Source organism: Bradyrhizobium sp. BWC-3-1, assembly GCF_032917965.1.
In the GTDB taxonomy this organism is placed as follows: Bacteria; Pseudomonadota; Alphaproteobacteria; order Rhizobiales; family Xanthobacteraceae; genus Bradyrhizobium; species Bradyrhizobium canariense_D.
This window is the reverse complement of the sequence record NZ_CP136625.1, coordinates 1258453-1272618: the sequence shown is the minus strand read 5'-3', so window position 1 is coordinate 1272618 and position 14166 is coordinate 1258453. Positions and strand designations below refer to the sequence as shown.

Here is a 14166-nt window from a genome sequence, read left to right as displayed (position 1 = left end):
TCACGCCCATTTCCTCTGCGGGAACAAGGCGCGCGCGCCCCGAATGACCAGGGGTTACAGCTTGCCCTGCCCGTTCACCTGGCTCTGCTGTTGCCGCTGTCTCTCCTGCTCTTGCTGTTCCTTGGCATGGTGGCGGCCGTAGAGGCAGCCGGCGGCGGCGCCGAGGACGCCGTGATGGCCGGCATAGTGGCCGGCGACGCCGCCGACGACGGCGCCCTTGATGCAGCCCTTGGCGTTGGCGGCGGACGTCGCGCCACAGATGAGAAGTACGGCGATGGCGGCGAGGGATTTCATGGATCGATGTCTCCGGATGCGGTGTCGCACTCTCAACAGGCACGGGCCCGTCCCGGTTCCCGCGCGCACGCGATGCTTCGCTAGACCATGCAGCCGAACGCCTGCACGAATTCGTGAAGGCTCGCGCTCGCTCAATCATAAATTGTAGCCATGAACCTGGCATTGCGCTGGCGTGTCATACGTCAGCAATATTCCCTGTAGTTTGCGGATTGCCGGTGTCCGAGGCAGCGCGTTAGCCTTGCGCGAACTCCACACGGCCAATGAGGGCGGGCGGAATGACGGTCGAGAAGCTCAATCGCCAGCGCGTGCTGCATCTGCTCGACGCCATCTCGCGCAGCGATCTCGCGGCCGCGCTGTCGTGCTGCACCGAGGACGTCGACTTCCTCACCCACGCGCCGATCGACGTGCTGCCGCACATGGGCCCGTGCCACGGCAAGCAGGAGCTCGGCGAATTCTGGCGCACCGTGCAGGAGCGATACGCCGAGATCCGCTACGAGGTGCCGCAGATCGTCGCCGAGGGGGACACGGTCGCGGCCTATCTGCGCGTGTTCTTCAGGAAGCGCAGCAACGACCGCATCATTCAGGTCGACATGGCCGTGTTCTACACTTTTCGCCACGGCCAGGTGGCGCAGATCCGGGAGATCATCGATTCCTACGATCTGGTGCAGCAGGTGCTGGAACGTGAGATCGGCCCCCTGATCGTGGGCGAGCGGGTGGACGGGGGTTAGCTCTCTCCCAAACCGGCCCGGACCGGGAAAAATGCGGGGTTTTATTGTAAATCTCACACGCCGGGATCAATTGTGCATTGCGAAAACGTGAATTGCGTTTTGGCCGAATTGACGTATTTTGTTCGCATACAAATGAGTTGAGCGACCCCGCGGCACCTTTCCTGTGCGCTTGGGGTTGTTTTTCGCTTTCGCAAGCCAGCTTCAGGACTGCCCAAGATGACAGAGCACAGCCTCTGGCGTTTCTCGCGTGCGTTGCACCGCGCGATCAACGACCGGCATTTCGAGGACATCGAGGCCCTGATCGACGAGGACGTCGAGTGGGCGCTCTATGGGCCGATCGACATGTTTCCGTTCCTCGGCGCGCGCCAGGGCAAGGACGCCGTGCTCGACGTCATCCGCCAATTCGCCGACAATTTCCAGGTCCGCCGCTTCGACCGCGAGAGCATCATGCTCGGTGTCGATTCCGCCGCCTCGATGCTGCGCTATTCGCTGACCGCACTGGATTCCAGCAAGCCGATCAGCTTGCGGGTGGCGCAGTTTGCCCAGTTCAGGGCGGGCAAGCTCACCAGCATGCGCGTGCTGATCGACACGTTTGATCTGGTCGAGCAGGCACTTGGCCGCGCCATTCATCTGCCGAAGATGACCAGCGTCGGCTGAACGGAACACCAACGGGCCCCGCACTTCGGGACCGATGGCTGAGCACCCCACGACGCGTCCTGGCCTCCAGCCCCGCCGGATGCAATCGTGGAGAAGCTCGTCATCGGGCGCGCGCCTTTCGCGCGGCCCGTTGGTTCGCGTCTGATGGAACCGCCACAATTTCGCAATGATGGTTCCGCATCCTCGGCGGGAACTGGGCTGACGGGCAGGACGATGGAATTCGCGACAGGGTTTGGCTGGACCAGGCTGCCGATGCTGGCGGCCGCTTTGATCTTGGGATCGGTGCTGACGGTTGCGGCGCAGATCATTCCGCCCTTCTCCCCCGGCCCGGCCGCAGCGCCCGACGACGACGCCGAAGCGGCGGAGGCCCCCGACGTCAACGACCCCGACGTGCTGAGCGGCATCGACGTTGACAAGCTCGACTGGGGCCAGCTCGCGATCGACGCCGGCACGCTCAACGACATCATCGCCGCCAAGAAGCGCGCGCAGGCCGCCGCCAAGGACGGGCTGAACTGGGCGACGAACGCCAACGCCAACGGCTCCTCGGCGGTGACGGTGAAGCAGTCGGTATCCTCATTCTGGGACGCCCGCATCGGCGCCGACATGACGGTGACGAGCGAGCCGCGGACGATGTCCGAGCTGCTGGCACAGAAGGCCAGCAATGGCGGCAGCGTGCCTCAATCGTCCGGCAGCGCCTGGGCGGCCGCGACCGCGCCGGGCGCCGGCGCGATCTGGGACAAGACCGCGGTGGAGGCTCGCGTCGATCCCGGCGCGGAGCAGAGCAAGCTCGGGGCCTCGCTGATCAAGTCGGTGCCGCTGTCGGGCGACACGTCGCTGACGCTGCAGAACGGCTACAGCGTCAACCAGCAGGGCACCACGGCGCTCCCCGGCGTCGGCGGTCACGTCACGCGCAATTACGAGACCGAGCAGTCGGCCAAGGTCACTCTCACCGATACCGGCACCAGCATCACCGCGGGCCAGTCGCTGTCGACCACGGACGACAAATGGCTGCGCAAGGTCGGCGCGGAACAGAAGCTGTTCGACAACGTCACCGTCTCCGGTTCCGTCGGCGAAACCTCGCAAGGGGCGATCAACAAGAGCCTGACGGCGGGTTTCAAGAAGAGCTGGTAGCTGTTTTCGCCTCTCCCCCCTGCGGGGCGAGGGAGTCGAGCACCGACCGGCCGCGCATTCACTTCGGCGCGGCGGCCGCGTTCAGACTCCGGTAACCATACGCCACGGCAAAGCCCCCGAATGGACCGCCCTTGCCGCACCTCGGCCAAGTTGCGGCCAAAATCCGGCGCCCTAGTCCCAGACCGACGTCGTCGTGCGGGGGACACTCGCGCTGCGCTCAACGCGAACAGGGGAATAACGATGAACGCCATGCGTCCGGAAAAGACCGAAGCCACCGAGACCGAGACCATCGACACCAACCTTGCCGCAGTGACGGAAGTCGAAGCCGGCATCCGTGACTTCGTCCGCAACGACATCGCCTATCTGCGCCGTCCGGCAGCGACCGCCGCGGACGCGCCGCCGCTCGATCCGAGCGCGGAGGCCACCGTCACCAACGTCAACTCGCTGATCCAGCGCGTCGCCGGCACCTCCCTCGCCGAGATCGAGAATTTGATCTCCGAGCTCGAGAGCCTGCGCGACCTGCTCCACGCCGAAGGCCAGCGCGTCCAGCGCGAGATCTCCGGCTACGCCCAGCTCAGCCAGGCCGCGATGAAGTCGACCCGCATGATCGCCGACAACGTCTCGCAGTGGAAGCGCGCCGCCGACGGCCTGCGCAACAGTTGATCGCTGCATCCCGCATCACCAGCCGCCGCGTTCCGAAAGGGGCGCGGCGGTTTTGATTCGTGGGGTGTGTGACGGTGCGCACGCGCCCCACGAAAAGTGTCATCACGCGAAAGCGGGTGATCCAGTATTCCAGAGGCAGCGAGGCTAGAACTGTGACGCGCGGCGTACCGGATGCCCCGCTTTGGCGGGGCATAACAGCGGAGGGGTTTGAACTTCCCGCATCCATCCGGCGACTAACGCCAAGCGCTCTTGCCATCGCGGCCGGGCCTGGGGACTTTTCATGGAAAGCATTCGGCCCGACACCACCGACCCGATACCGCTGCGGCCCGCGCCGAACCAGTTCGGCACGATCATGCTGCGTTTTGTCGGTTTGCTGGCGGTTGCGATCGCGACATTGGCGTTCGTCTATAGCCGCTGAGGGCGGAGGCCGCGGAGTTAACGAAATCTTACCGGGCGGCTTCCACGGTCGAAGCTTCCAGGGTGTAGGCGCCGTCGGCATAGCCCTTCACCACCATGCCGGCCACCAGCATCACGGCCAGCGTCGCGGTAGCAAAGATGAATCCGACCAGCTTGAGTGCGCCGCGGTCTGCCATGGTCCTCGTCCCCTGTACTCTGCCCAGTTCGTTCAAATAGACAGCGACAGGTTCATAATTGGTTAGCAACTCGATGGTTCCGCGCATTGCTTCGCGGGAAAACCATGTTGCGCAGGCTTATGGCAGCCACCCGGAATCGCGTCCATAGCGCGGGGGCAACACTCGCGCGCTGTTTTCGCCGTTCATCCTGGAACGAATCTAACCGCCGTTCACACGCATCGGCACGAAGGCGGTTGCGGTGATGGCGTAGACGTCCTCGCCGCGCTGGTTGGTGCCGGTGGTGCGCGCGGTCAGGATGCCCCAACCGGGTCGCGAGGCGGAGCTGCGCTTGTCGATGACGACGTTGACGTAGGTGACGATGTCGCCGGCGAGCACCGGCCTGATCCAGCGCAGGTCGCGAAAGCCCGGCGACGGGCCCCACACCGCGACCTCCTCGCCGCGCGAAGCGGCTTCCCGCGCCAGGCGCTGGCCGTCGGCGACAAGCAGGCTCATGCAGGCCGACCCGACGTGCCAGCCCGAGGCCGCGAGCCCGCCAAACAAGGAGTTCTTGCCCTCCTCCTCGTCGAGGTGAAAACGCTGCGGATCGAACTTTGCGGCGAATGTCTTGATCGACTCGGCCGTGAACGTATAGGCGCCGATCTCACGGCGATGCCCAATCTCGATCTCCTCGAAAAACGGCATCAGACCGCCCCTTCGCGCCGCTTGATCAGGATCGGCGACGTCATCTCGCACAGCGCATCACCCCCGGCGTTGCGCACGGTGCATTTGAATTTGACGATGCCGAGCTCCGGGCGGCTCTTCGAGGTGCGGGCCTCCACGACGTCGACTTCGAGCATGAGATCGTCGCCGGGTCTGAGCGGCGACAGCCACCGCACTTCGTCGACGCCGGGAGATCCCAGCGAAGCGGCGCGGGTGATGAAACCGTCGGCCATCATCCGCATCATCAGCGAACAGAGATGCCAGCCCGAGCCGGACAGGCCGCGCAGCATGCTTTTGCTGGCGGCGTCCTCGTCGAGGTGCATCGGCTGCGGATCGAACTCGGCGGCAAAGGCCACGATCTCGTCGCGCGTGACATGGCGCGGGCCGAATGTTCCGAACCGGCCGGGCGGGAAATCTTCGAAGGTCAGGGTCATCTTGGGAAAGGTTTGAGGGAACGACAGATTGTGGCCGCACTTTGCGGCAATCTCAACCCGCCGGCCCGCATGGCTCGTGCTACATTCGGCGCGCCGGCGTCGGTCTTGAGTCGGATCGAGCAGGGGCCACGATCCATTTGCAAGGCCCGACAACACCTGAATTGCCCTGGGGAGAGCAATGTTTTCATTCAGCGACCTGTTTCAATGGGACCGCTTTATCACGCCGACGATCATCAAGACCTTCTACTGGCTGGTGATCGCGCTGATCTGCCTGTTCGGCCTCTCCGGCATCTTCTCCGGCCTCGCAATGATGGCGATCAGCCCGTTCGGCGGCTTCCTGATGCTGCTGTCGTCGATCGCGAGCGTCGTCGTCGGAATCGTGTTCTCGCGCATTCTCGCCGAGCTGATCCTGATCATCTTCCGCATCAACGAGCATCTTGGCGCGATCAGGGATCAAGGCGGCGGGGTGCGGTAGGGCGCTTCCGGGGCACGAACTCCAGCGTCTTACGTGTTGAACCTGAAATGCATCACGTCGCCGTCGGCGACGACGTATTCCTTGCCTTCGAGGCGGAGCTTGCCGGCATCGCGGGCGCCGGCTTCGCCGTTCAGCGCGACGTAGTCCTCATACGCGATGGTCTCGGCGCGGATAAAACCCTTCTCGAAGTCGGTGTGGATCACGCCGGCCGCGCCCGGCGCCTTGGTGCCGCGATAGATGGTCCAGGCGCGCGCTTCCTTCGGGCCCACCGTGAAATAGGTGATGAGGTCGAGCAGCGTGTAGCCGGCGCGGATCAGGCGATCGAGGCCGGCCTCTTCGAGACCCAGCGTCTCCAGGAAGTCGGCGCGTTCGTCGCGCGAAATGGTGGCGATCTCGGATTCGATTTTTGCCGAGATGACGACCGCAATGGCGCCTTCCTTGGCAGCCTGGTCCTGCACCGCCTTCGAGAACGAATTGCCTGATGCGGCCGAGCCTTCCTCGACGTTGCAGACGTAGAGCACGGGCTTGGACGACAGCAGGCCGAGCATCCCGAAGGCGCGCTCCTCCTCCGCCTTGCGCTCGACGAGGCGCGCGGGCTTGCCTTCGCGCAGCAGCACCAGCGTGCGATTGACGAGGTCGAGCTGCTCCTTGGCGTCCTTGTCGTTGCCCTTGGCCTTCTTGGACAAATTGTCGACGCGCTTCTCGAGGCTGTCGAGATCGGCGAGCATCAGCTCGGTCTCGATGGTCTCGATATCGGCGAGCGGGGCGATCTTGCCTTCGACATGGGTAATGTCGGAGTCCTCGAAGCAGCGCACGACATGCGCGATGGCGTCGACCTCACGGATGTTGGCGAGGAACTGGTTGCCGAGGCCTTCACCCTTGGACGCGCCGCGCACGAGGCCGGCGATGTCAACGAAGGTCAGCCGGGTCGGGATGATCTGGCCCGACTTGGCGATCGCTGCGAGCTTATCGAGCCGCGGATCCGGCACCGCGACCTCGCCGACATTCGGCTCGATCGTGCAGAACGGATAGTTCGCCGCCTGCGCCGCGGCCGTCTCGGTCAGCGCGTTGAACAAGGTCGACTTGCCGACATTGGGCAACCCGACGATCCCGCATTTAAATCCCACGAGCGTTATTCCTTGCCGTTGTCGTCCTTGGTCAAAAATCCCTTCGCCTGCATGGCGAGGTGCACCCTGTTGGCGAAGGTCGCGTCCGTGCCTTTGGCAACCAATGCCACGTGCTCGGCCACCGCGTCGCAGAGCGTCGCCACCCAGTCGTTGTCCGCTTTGGCGAAGTCCGACAGCACATGGCCGTGCACCAATTCCTTGACGCCGGGATGACCGATGCCGAGCCGCACCCGGCGGTACTCGTTGCCGATATGGGCGGAGATCGAGCGCAGGCCGTTGTGGCCGGCGATGCCGCCGCCGATCTTCACCCGCACCTTGCCCGGCGGCAGTTCGAGTTCGTCATGGAATACGGTGACGTCGCCCGGCGCGATCTTGAAGAAGCTTGCCGCTTCCTGAACGCTGCGGCCGGAATCATTCATGTAGGTCATCGGCTTGAGCAGGATCACGCGCTCGGTGCCGAGCGTGCCTTCCGAGGTCTCGCCCTGAAACCTGCGGCGCCAGGGTGCGAAACCATGACGCCGCGCGATCTCGTCGACGGCCATGAAGCCGACATTGTGCCGGTTACGTGCGAATTTCGGGCCGGGATTGCCGAGCCCAACAAACAGTCGCATGACGCGGCGCGCCCCTCGCTCGGCGCGCGATCAGGGACCGCGCGCCAGCTTTGAGAGATTACTTCTTCTTGTCGCCGCCGGCGGGAGCCTTGGCAGCCGGGGCCTTGGCAGCCGCTGCCGGAGCAGCACCCGCAGCAGGAGCGGCAGTACCAGCCGCCGGAGCAGCAGCACCTGCAGCCGGAGCAGCAGCCGCGGCCTTCAGCTCTTCGGCGTAGCCGGACGGCGGCACGATGGTGACGAGGGTCGCGTCCTCGGCGGTCAGCGCCTTTACGCCTGCCGGCAGCTTGATGTCAGAGAGATGCAGCGAGTGGCCGATTTCGAGCGAACCGACGTCAGCCTCGATGAACTGCGGGATGTTCTCCACGCCGCACTCGAGCTCGATCGCGTGCGCAACGATGTTCACGGCGCCGCCGCGCTTCACGCCGGGCGAACCTTCAGCCTTCACCACGTGCAAGGGAACGCTGATGCGGATGGTGGCGCCTTCGCCGAGCCGCATGAAGTCGACGTGGATCGGGAAATCCTTGACCGGATCGAGGTGGTAGTCGCGCGGAATCACGCGGTGCTTGTTGCCTTCGAGGTCGATGTCGACCAGCGTGGTCAGGAACCGGCCGGCGAGGATGCGCGAGCGCAGTTCGCGATCGTCAACCGAGATGGTCAGCGGGGGCTGGTTGTTGCCGTAGATCACTCCGGGCACTCTCCCGGCGCGACGCTCAGCCCGGGCGGCCCCCTTGCCGCTCTTCGGACGTGCGGTCGCCTTCAATTCCTTGACGGTCGCCATAACGTTAAGTCCTTGTTTTTGCAAAAGTTAATGGGCCGCAACGCGGCCCATGGCATACGCCGCAGCAAGCCTCCAGGGGTGCGGGGGCTGCGGACGTGGCGGGCTTTTACCCGGAAGACGCGGAAATAACAAGGAGAATGGGCGGCCGGAAGGAACCGGATCGCCCGGACGGAGCCGGCGGAGTTACCCGCCGAGCTTGGCCTCCAGCGCCGCGATGCGCGCCTTCAGGGCCTCGTTCTCCTCGCGCGCCAAGCGCGCCATATCCTTGACCGCCTCGAACTCCTCGCGCTTGACCAGGTCCATATCGCGCAGGAATTTTTCGGCCTGGGTGCGCATCACCGTGTCGAACTCGCGCTTGACGCCCTGCGCGGCGCCGGCGGCATCGTTCATCAGGCGGCCGATCTCGTCGAAAAACCGGTTGTTGGTCTGGGTCATGTCGGTCTCCTGGCGGCTTTCGATGAACTCTGCGCGAACGCGCGGGAAGACAATGGCAATCCGTTTGGGCCGGTTCAAGGGCCGATCGGCGGTATCCTTGTCATGCCCCGGTTTCCTTGCAATCGTATTCAACGTCCCTGCATAAGAAGAATCACAAAAGGCGCTCGAGATGATCGACCAGCAGATCGCGATCCCCACCAAGGACGGTCACACCGCAACCTTCATCAGCCATCCCGAACGCGGCGGGCCGTTTCCGGTCATCCTGTTCTACATGGACGCGCCGGCGATCCGCGAAGAGCTGCGCGACATGGCGCGCCGGCTCGCGACGTCGGGCTATTACGTGATGCTGCCGAACCTCTATTACCGCTCCGGCGTGATGGAGCTCGGCGCGCTGCCGGCCGATCCGAACGCGCCGGAGCGCAAGCGCATGTTCGCGCTGATGGGATCGCTCACGATCCCCATGATCATGGACGACACCCGGGCGTTGCTCACCTATGCCGAGGGCCAGGCGGCCGCGAACACCAAGCTGATCGGTACAGTCGGCTACTGCATGAGCGGCCGCTACGCCGTCAACGCCGCCACGCATTTCCCCGATCGCGTCAAGGCCGCCGCTTCGGTCTACGGCACGCAGCTCGCAACCGACCAGGACGACAGCCCGCATCTGGCGGCAGCCAAGACCAAGGCCGAACTCTACTTCGCCTGCGCCGAGACCGACATCTACGCGCCCGCCGAGATCATCGAGAAGGTGAAGCAGGGCATGAGCGGCGCCAAAGCCGAAGTCGAGATCTATCCCGGCACCCATCACGGCTTCGCCTTCCCCAAGCGTCCGGTCTATCACCGCGACGCCGCCGAGCGGCATTGGGAGCGTCTGCTGGCGCTCTATCGCCGCAATCTCGTCCAGACATAGAAGGCGCGATGCAACTTCTTCTCATCGACTTTCCCGCCTTCAAGCCGATCGCGATCGAGATCGGCCCGTTCGCGATCCGCTGGTATGCCCTGGCCTATATCTGCGGCATCGTGTTCGGCTGGCTCTATGCGCGCTCGCTCCTGAAAAGGGAGCGGCTGTGGGGCGGCCCGGCGCCGATGTCGCTGGTGCAGATCGACGACTTCATTCTGTGGGTCACGCTCGGCATCATCCTCGGCGGCCGCACCGGTTATGTGCTGTTCTACAACCTGCCCTTCTTCATCGACCATCCCGCCGCGATTTTCAGGCTGTGGGAAGGCGGCATGTCCTTCCACGGCGGCTTCCTCGGCTGCGTCGTCGCGGTGATGTGGTTCGCCTATCGCAACCGCATCTCGATCCTGTCGCTCGGCGACATCACCACCGCCGTCGCCCCGGTCGGGCTGCTGCTCGGCCGCATCGCCAATTTCATCAATGGCGAATTGTGGGGCCGCGCCGCCGACCCGGAGCTGCCCTGGGCGATGATCTTCCCCAACGATCCCGCCCAGCTGCCGCGCCATCCGAGCCAGCTCTACGAGGCCGGCATGGAGGGCATTTTGCTGTTCACAGTGCTCGCGGTCATGATCCGCTTCGGTGCCCTGAAGCGGCCGGGCATGATCCTCGGCGCCTTCATCCTGATCTATGGTTTGAGCCGGATCGCCGGCGAGCATTTCCGCGAACCGGACGTCCAGCTCGGCTTCCTCTGGGGCGGATTAACCATGGGCATGCTGTTGTCGATCCCGATGCTTATTGTGGGCGGCATACTTATTGTATTGGCGGTGAGGCGCGGTGCGCCCGAGCCCGTAGGGGCTATTCGTTAATTCCTTTTGAGAAGATAGGCCGTGACCGACCAGCCGTTACTCGACGAGATCAAGGCGCTGATCAAATCCTCGGGCCCCATGCCGGTCTGGCGGTACATGGAACTGTGCCTGATGCATCCGCGCTATGGCTACTACGTCTCGCGCGATCCGTTGGGACGAGAAGGCGACTTCACCACTGCGCCGGAGGTCAGCCAGATGTTCGGCGAGCTCTTGGGCCTGTGGACCGCCTCGGTGTGGAAGCAGATGGGCTCGCCGCAATTCCTGCGGCTGATCGAGCTCGGCCCCGGCCGCGGCACCATGATGGCCGACGCCCTGCGCGCGCTCCGCGTGCTGCCGCCGCTCTACCAGGCGCTCCACATCCACATGGTCGAGGTCAATCCCGTCCTGCGCGAGCGGCAGAGTGCGACGCTGTCGGGCGTGCGCAACATCGCCTGGCACGACAGCATCGACGACGTGCCCGAGGGACCGAGCATCATCCTCGCCAACGAATATTTCGACGTGCTGCCGATCCACCAGATGGTCCGACACGAGAACGGCTGGCACGAGCGCGTGATCGAGGTCGACGCCAACGGAAAACTTCAATTCGGCGCGGCGGCCGAGCCGACGCCGCGCTTCGAGGTGTTGCTGCCGCCTCTGGTGCGCGCCGCGCCCGTCGGGGCCGTGTTCGAATGGCGGCCCGATGCCGAGATCATGAAGCTCGCCAGCCGCGTGCGCGACCAGGACGGCGCGGCGCTGATCATCGATTACGGTCATCTGCGCAGCGATGCCGGCGACACCTTCCAGGCGATCGCGCGCCACACCTTCACCGATCCCCTGAAGGCGCCGGGCCAGGCCGACGTCACAGCCCATGTCGACTTCCAGGCGCTCGCGCGCGGGGCGGAGGACGTCGGCGCCCGCGTGCACGGGCCGGTGACGCAGGGCGATTTCCTCAAACGCGTCGGCATCGAGACCCGTGCAGCCGCCTTGATGCAGAAGGCGGCGCCTGACGTCGCCACCGACATTTCGATCGCGCTCAAGCGCCTGACCGAAACCGGGCGCAGCGGCATGGGTTCGATGTTCAAGGTGCTCGGCATCTCCGAGCCGCGGCTGACGGGCCTTGCGGGACTCAGCGATCTCGAACGCGCCGGAGACGATTCATGACGCTTGCCTCCTCGCTGCTGTCCGCGGTGCCCGGCCTGCGCCACGCCTTCTTCACCCGCGAGGGCGGCGTCTCGGGCGGCATCTATTCCGCGCTGAACGGCGGGCTCGGCTCCAATGACGACCAGGCCCTTGTTGCGGAGAACCGCCGCCGCATGGCCGAGCATGTCGGCGTCGCACCCGAACGCTTTCTCAGCCTGCACCAGATCCATTCGCCCGACGTGCTCGTGGCCGAAGCTCGGTGGCCGAGCGGGCCGCGGCCGAAGGGCGATGCGCTGGTGACGAAGGTGCCCGGCATCGCGCTCGGCGTCTCCACCGCCGATTGCGGACCGGTGCTGTTCGTCGATCCCAATGCGGGCGTGATCGGCGGCGCGCATGCCGGCTGGAAGGGTGCGCTCACCGGCGTGCTGGAGCAGACCATTTCGGCGATGGAAAAACTCGGCGCCTCGCGGAGCCGCATCATCGCCGCGATCGGCCCGCTGATCCGCCAGGACAGTTATGAAGTCGGCAACGAGTTCGTGGCGCGCTTCATCGAGGCGGATGGAGACAACGCCATGTTCTTCATCCCGTCGGTGCGCGAGGGACACGCGATGTTCGACCTCGCCGGCTTCATCCGCAAGCGTCTGGAAGCCGCGGGCATCCTGATGATCGACGATCTCGGTCTGGACACCTACGCCGACGAACGCTTCTTCAGCTACCGCCGCTCGGTACATCGCAAAGAGCCGGATTACGGCCGCCACGTTCACGCGATCGCGCTCGAAGCGTGAACACAAAGGCAACCCCGTGTCATTCCGGGGCGATGCCTGCGCGCGATGATAGTGGCCTGTGGCGCCCCCGCCCTAGACGTTAATGCGTTTTAACGATATCGCTGCCCTCCATAATGAGGGACGCGTCATTCATCTTGCGCCGCGCGGGTTCGCGCGTGCTCGCGGTCATGCTGCTGACGGCGGCGGCCGCGCTTGGCGGCTGTGCCGGTGGCGGTGGCGCCGCGAACTCCTATGCGATGGCGCCGAGCGCCGGCTCGGGGGCGACAGTCGCGTTCGAATCGATCGACGGGCCGCCGCCGCAAGTGTTCGACCGCATGGTCGGCGTGCTCGACAGCGAATCCAAGCTGCGCAGCCTGTCCGTGGTCTCCCGCGAGGGGACGGCTGCCTACCGCGTGCGCAGCTACCTCTCCGCCCAGATCGTTCGTGGCAAGACCGTGATCGCCTGGGTCTGGGACGTCTACGACGCCAACCAGCAGCGGGCGCTGCGCCTTTCCGGCGAGGAACCGACCGCGGCCAAGGGCGGCCGGGATCCTTGGGGCGCTGCCGACGACCTCGTGCTGCGGAAGATCGCCCAGGCCGGATTCAGCGGACTTTCCAACATGATCAACGGTACACCGGATGCGCCGAACTCGGCGCCCGGCTTGCGCGGGCCGGCCGTGGCGAGCGTGATCCCGGAGGCTCCATTGGCCGACATGCCGGCCTCGGCGCTGGGCTATGCCGAGCGCTAACCCCCGCGAAACCACGGCCCCGTTTTCCGGCCAAACCGTTGGCCGGACTCGGGATTTCGCAGGGAAAACGTAGTGCCCCGGGTTGCCATTGCAGCCCCCGGCCTGATATTTCCTCGCCCGTCGTAACCGTGCTTCCAGTGGGTATTGTTTGATGTTGAACATCGTGTCCAGCAAAGCGCGGGAGGAAGCGTCCATGTCGGCCAAGAACGGCTCCATCAAGCTCGTCGCCGGCAACTCCAATCCGGCTCTCGCTCAGGCCATCGCGCAAGGTCTCGACCTGCCGCTGACCAAGGCGGTGGTACGGCGCTTCGCCGACATGGAGATCTTCGTCGAGATCCAGGAGAACGTGCGGGGCTCGGATGCCTTCGTCATCCAGTCGACCTCGTTTCCGGCGAACGACCATCTGATGGAATTGCTGATCATCACCGACGCACTGCGCCGCTCCTCGGCGCGCCGCATCACCGCGGTGTTGCCCTATTTCGGCTACGCCCGGCAGGACCGCAAGTCGGGTTCGCGCACGCCGATCTCGGCAAAACTCGTCGCCAATCTGATCACCCAGGCCGGCGTCGACCGCGTCATGACGCTCGACCTGCATGCCGGCCAGATCCAGGGCTTCTTCGACATCCCGACCGACAATCTCTACGCAGCGCCGCTGATGGTGCGCGACATCAAGGACAAGTTCGACCTCTCCAGGACAATGGTGATCTCGCCCGACGTCGGCGGCGTGGCGCGCGCACGCGGCCTCGCCAAGCGCATCAACACCCCGCTCGCGATCGTCGACAAGCGCCGCGAGAGGGCGGGTGAATCCGAGGTCATGAACGTGATCGGCGACGTCGCCGGCTACACCTGCATCCTGATCGACGACATCGTGGATTCCGGCGGCACGCTGGTGAACGCCGCCGACGCGCTGATCGCCAAGGGCGCCAAGGACGTCTACGCCTACATCACCCACGGCGTGCTCTCCGGCGGCGCGGCGGCCCGTATCACGAACTCCAGGCTGAAGGAGCTGGTGATCACCGATTCGATCCTGCCGACGGAGGCGGTGAGCAAGGCACCGAACATCCGCACGCTGCCGATCGCCAGCCTGATCTCGGACGCGATCGCGCGCACCGCGGCGGAAGAGTCGGTGTCGAGCCTGTTCGACTGAG

The 14166-nt window shown here is 65.1% G+C and carries 20 protein-coding genes; 12 read left to right on the top strand and 8 right to left on the bottom strand.

The features are described from left to right. Positions 1-54 precede the first annotated feature (54 nt). Entirely contained in the window at positions 55-294 is a 240-nt protein-coding gene (locus RX329_RS06220; protein WP_018453532.1) for a hypothetical protein, read from the bottom strand. Between the two features lie 275 nt (positions 295-569). Here RX329_RS06220 and RX329_RS06215 point away from each other — a divergent pair, with 275 nt between their 5' ends. From RX329_RS06215 to RX329_RS06195, 5 genes are all read left to right on the top strand, one after another. Beyond that, a complete protein-coding gene (locus RX329_RS06215) occupies positions 570-1022 on the top strand; it encodes a nuclear transport factor 2 family protein (protein ID WP_085350057.1) in 453 nt (150 codons plus the stop codon). 216 nt (positions 1023-1238) lie between these two features. Continuing rightward, positions 1239-1679, top strand: a complete 441-nt coding sequence (locus tag RX329_RS06210; protein WP_018453530.1) for a nuclear transport factor 2 family protein — start codon at positions 1239-1241, stop codon at positions 1677-1679. A 213-nt stretch (positions 1680-1892) separates the two neighbouring features. Further along, entirely contained in the window at positions 1893-2810 is a 918-nt protein-coding gene (locus RX329_RS06205) for a hypothetical protein (RefSeq protein ID WP_198957603.1), read from the top strand. Between the two features lie 240 nt (positions 2811-3050). Then, positions 3051-3473 (top strand): hypothetical protein, encoded by a 423-nt coding sequence (locus RX329_RS06200; protein WP_018453528.1) that lies wholly within the window; start codon positions 3051-3053, stop codon positions 3471-3473. 280 nt (positions 3474-3753) lie between these two features. Beyond that, entirely contained in the window at positions 3754-3891 is a 138-nt protein-coding gene (locus RX329_RS06195; protein ID WP_018453527.1) for a hypothetical protein, read from the top strand. A gap of 28 nt (positions 3892-3919) precedes the next feature. Here the strand turns inward: RX329_RS06195 and RX329_RS06190 are convergent, their stop codons facing one another. From RX329_RS06190 to RX329_RS06180, 3 genes are all read right to left on the bottom strand, one after another. Then, positions 3920-4066 carry a hypothetical protein gene (locus RX329_RS06190; RefSeq protein ID WP_007596790.1) on the bottom strand — a complete coding sequence of 49 codons (147 nt, stop codon included), beginning with the start codon at positions 4064-4066 and terminating at the stop codon, positions 3920-3922. A gap of 198 nt (positions 4067-4264) precedes the next feature. Continuing rightward, the gene (locus tag RX329_RS06185) at positions 4265-4747 is read right to left on the bottom strand and encodes a MaoC family dehydratase (protein ID WP_018453526.1); all 483 of its coding nucleotides are present in this window, start codon (positions 4745-4747) and stop codon (positions 4265-4267) included. Continuing rightward, positions 4747-5199, bottom strand: coding sequence for a MaoC family dehydratase (locus tag RX329_RS06180; protein WP_018453525.1), 453 nt, complete (start codon positions 5197-5199; stop codon positions 4747-4749). The genes RX329_RS06185 and RX329_RS06180 overlap by 1 nt, the downstream gene beginning before the upstream one ends. A gap of 178 nt (positions 5200-5377) precedes the next feature. Here RX329_RS06180 and RX329_RS06175 point away from each other — a divergent pair, with 178 nt between their 5' ends. Then, positions 5378-5674, top strand: a complete 297-nt coding sequence (locus RX329_RS06175; RefSeq protein ID WP_018453524.1) for a DUF4282 domain-containing protein — start codon at positions 5378-5380, stop codon at positions 5672-5674. A gap of 29 nt (positions 5675-5703) precedes the next feature. Here RX329_RS06175 and ychF read toward each other — a convergent pair whose 3' ends face one another. From ychF to RX329_RS06155, 4 genes are all read right to left on the bottom strand, one after another. Further along, positions 5704-6801: a redox-regulated ATPase YchF gene (ychF, locus tag RX329_RS06170; RefSeq protein ID WP_026232547.1), complete on the bottom strand. Its 1098-nt coding sequence runs from the start codon at positions 6799-6801 to the stop codon at positions 5704-5706. 5 nt (positions 6802-6806) lie between these two features. Next, positions 6807-7412: an aminoacyl-tRNA hydrolase gene (gene pth, locus RX329_RS06165; protein WP_085358104.1), complete on the bottom strand. Its 606-nt coding sequence runs from the start codon at positions 7410-7412 to the stop codon at positions 6807-6809. Positions 7413-7470: 58 nt separating this feature from the next. Next, on the bottom strand, positions 7471-8190 hold the full coding sequence (locus RX329_RS06160; protein WP_085358102.1) for a 50S ribosomal protein L25/general stress protein Ctc: 720 nt from the start codon (positions 8188-8190) through the stop codon (positions 7471-7473). 183 nt (positions 8191-8373) lie between these two features. Beyond that, positions 8374-8625, bottom strand: coding sequence for an accessory factor UbiK family protein (locus RX329_RS06155; RefSeq protein ID WP_007596812.1), 252 nt, complete (start codon positions 8623-8625; stop codon positions 8374-8376). Positions 8626-8794: 169 nt separating this feature from the next. Here RX329_RS06155 and RX329_RS06150 point away from each other — a divergent pair, with 169 nt between their 5' ends. The 6 genes from RX329_RS06150 to RX329_RS06125 all read left to right on the top strand — a co-directional run bounded on the left by RX329_RS06150 (position 8795) and on the right by RX329_RS06125 (position 14165). Then, positions 8795-9532, top strand: a complete 738-nt coding sequence (locus RX329_RS06150) for a dienelactone hydrolase family protein (RefSeq protein WP_085350060.1) — start codon at positions 8795-8797, stop codon at positions 9530-9532. An 8-nt stretch (positions 9533-9540) separates the two neighbouring features. Continuing rightward, entirely contained in the window at positions 9541-10386 is an 846-nt protein-coding gene (gene lgt / locus RX329_RS06145) for a prolipoprotein diacylglyceryl transferase (RefSeq protein ID WP_085358100.1), read from the top strand. A 21-nt stretch (positions 10387-10407) separates the two neighbouring features. Continuing rightward, the gene (locus RX329_RS06140; RefSeq protein ID WP_018453517.1) at positions 10408-11526 is read left to right on the top strand and encodes a class I SAM-dependent methyltransferase; all 1119 of its coding nucleotides are present in this window, start codon (positions 10408-10410) and stop codon (positions 11524-11526) included. Next, positions 11523-12290 carry a peptidoglycan editing factor PgeF gene (gene pgeF, locus RX329_RS06135; protein WP_018453516.1) on the top strand — a complete coding sequence of 256 codons (768 nt, stop codon included), beginning with the start codon at positions 11523-11525 and terminating at the stop codon, positions 12288-12290. The genes RX329_RS06140 and pgeF overlap by 4 nt, the downstream gene beginning before the upstream one ends. 113 nt (positions 12291-12403) lie before the next feature. Beyond that, a complete protein-coding gene (locus RX329_RS06130; protein WP_085358098.1) occupies positions 12404-13018 on the top strand; it encodes a hypothetical protein in 615 nt (204 codons plus the stop codon). 193 nt (positions 13019-13211) lie between these two features. After that, entirely contained in the window at positions 13212-14165 is a 954-nt protein-coding gene (locus RX329_RS06125) for a ribose-phosphate pyrophosphokinase (RefSeq protein WP_007596822.1), read from the top strand. Position 14166 lies beyond the last annotated feature (1 nt).

Excerpts from the sequence above, each read along its gene's own strand:
- RX329_RS06215 (WP_085350057.1), top strand. The coding sequence starts at position 570 with ATGACGGTCGAGAAGCTCAATCGCCAGCGCGTGCTGCATCTGCTCGAC.
- RX329_RS06220 (WP_018453532.1), bottom strand. The coding sequence starts at position 294 with ATGAAATCCCTCGCCGCCATCGCCGTACTTCTCATCTGTGGCGCGACG.
- RX329_RS06190 (WP_007596790.1), bottom strand. The coding sequence starts at position 4,066 with ATGGCAGACCGCGGCGCACTCAAGCTGGTCGGATTCATCTTTGCTACC.
- RX329_RS06130 (WP_085358098.1), top strand. The coding sequence starts at position 12,404 with ATGAGGGACGCGTCATTCATCTTGCGCCGCGCGGGTTCGCGCGTGCTC.
- pgeF (WP_018453516.1), top strand. The coding sequence starts at position 11,523 with ATGACGCTTGCCTCCTCGCTGCTGTCCGCGGTGCCCGGCCTGCGCCAC.
- RX329_RS06155 (WP_007596812.1), bottom strand. The coding sequence starts at position 8,625 with ATGACCCAGACCAACAACCGGTTTTTCGACGAGATCGGCCGCCTGATG.
- lgt (WP_085358100.1), top strand. The coding sequence starts at position 9,541 with ATGCAACTTCTTCTCATCGACTTTCCCGCCTTCAAGCCGATCGCGATC.
- RX329_RS06185 (WP_018453526.1), bottom strand. The coding sequence starts at position 4,747 with ATGCCGTTTTTCGAGGAGATCGAGATTGGGCATCGCCGTGAGATCGGC.
- RX329_RS06125 (WP_007596822.1), top strand. The coding sequence starts at position 13,212 with ATGTCGGCCAAGAACGGCTCCATCAAGCTCGTCGCCGGCAACTCCAAT.
- RX329_RS06180 (WP_018453525.1), bottom strand. The coding sequence starts at position 5,199 with ATGACCCTGACCTTCGAAGATTTCCCGCCCGGCCGGTTCGGAACATTC.
- RX329_RS06210 (WP_018453530.1), top strand. The coding sequence starts at position 1,239 with ATGACAGAGCACAGCCTCTGGCGTTTCTCGCGTGCGTTGCACCGCGCG.
- RX329_RS06175 (WP_018453524.1), top strand. The coding sequence starts at position 5,378 with ATGTTTTCATTCAGCGACCTGTTTCAATGGGACCGCTTTATCACGCCG.
- RX329_RS06200 (WP_018453528.1), top strand. The coding sequence starts at position 3,051 with ATGAACGCCATGCGTCCGGAAAAGACCGAAGCCACCGAGACCGAGACC.
- RX329_RS06205 (WP_198957603.1), top strand. The coding sequence starts at position 1,893 with ATGGAATTCGCGACAGGGTTTGGCTGGACCAGGCTGCCGATGCTGGCG.
- RX329_RS06195 (WP_018453527.1), top strand. The coding sequence starts at position 3,754 with ATGGAAAGCATTCGGCCCGACACCACCGACCCGATACCGCTGCGGCCC.
- pth (WP_085358104.1), bottom strand. The coding sequence starts at position 7,412 with ATGCGACTGTTTGTTGGGCTCGGCAATCCCGGCCCGAAATTCGCACGT.
- RX329_RS06150 (WP_085350060.1), top strand. The coding sequence starts at position 8,795 with ATGATCGACCAGCAGATCGCGATCCCCACCAAGGACGGTCACACCGCA.
- RX329_RS06160 (WP_085358102.1), bottom strand. The coding sequence starts at position 8,190 with ATGGCGACCGTCAAGGAATTGAAGGCGACCGCACGTCCGAAGAGCGGC.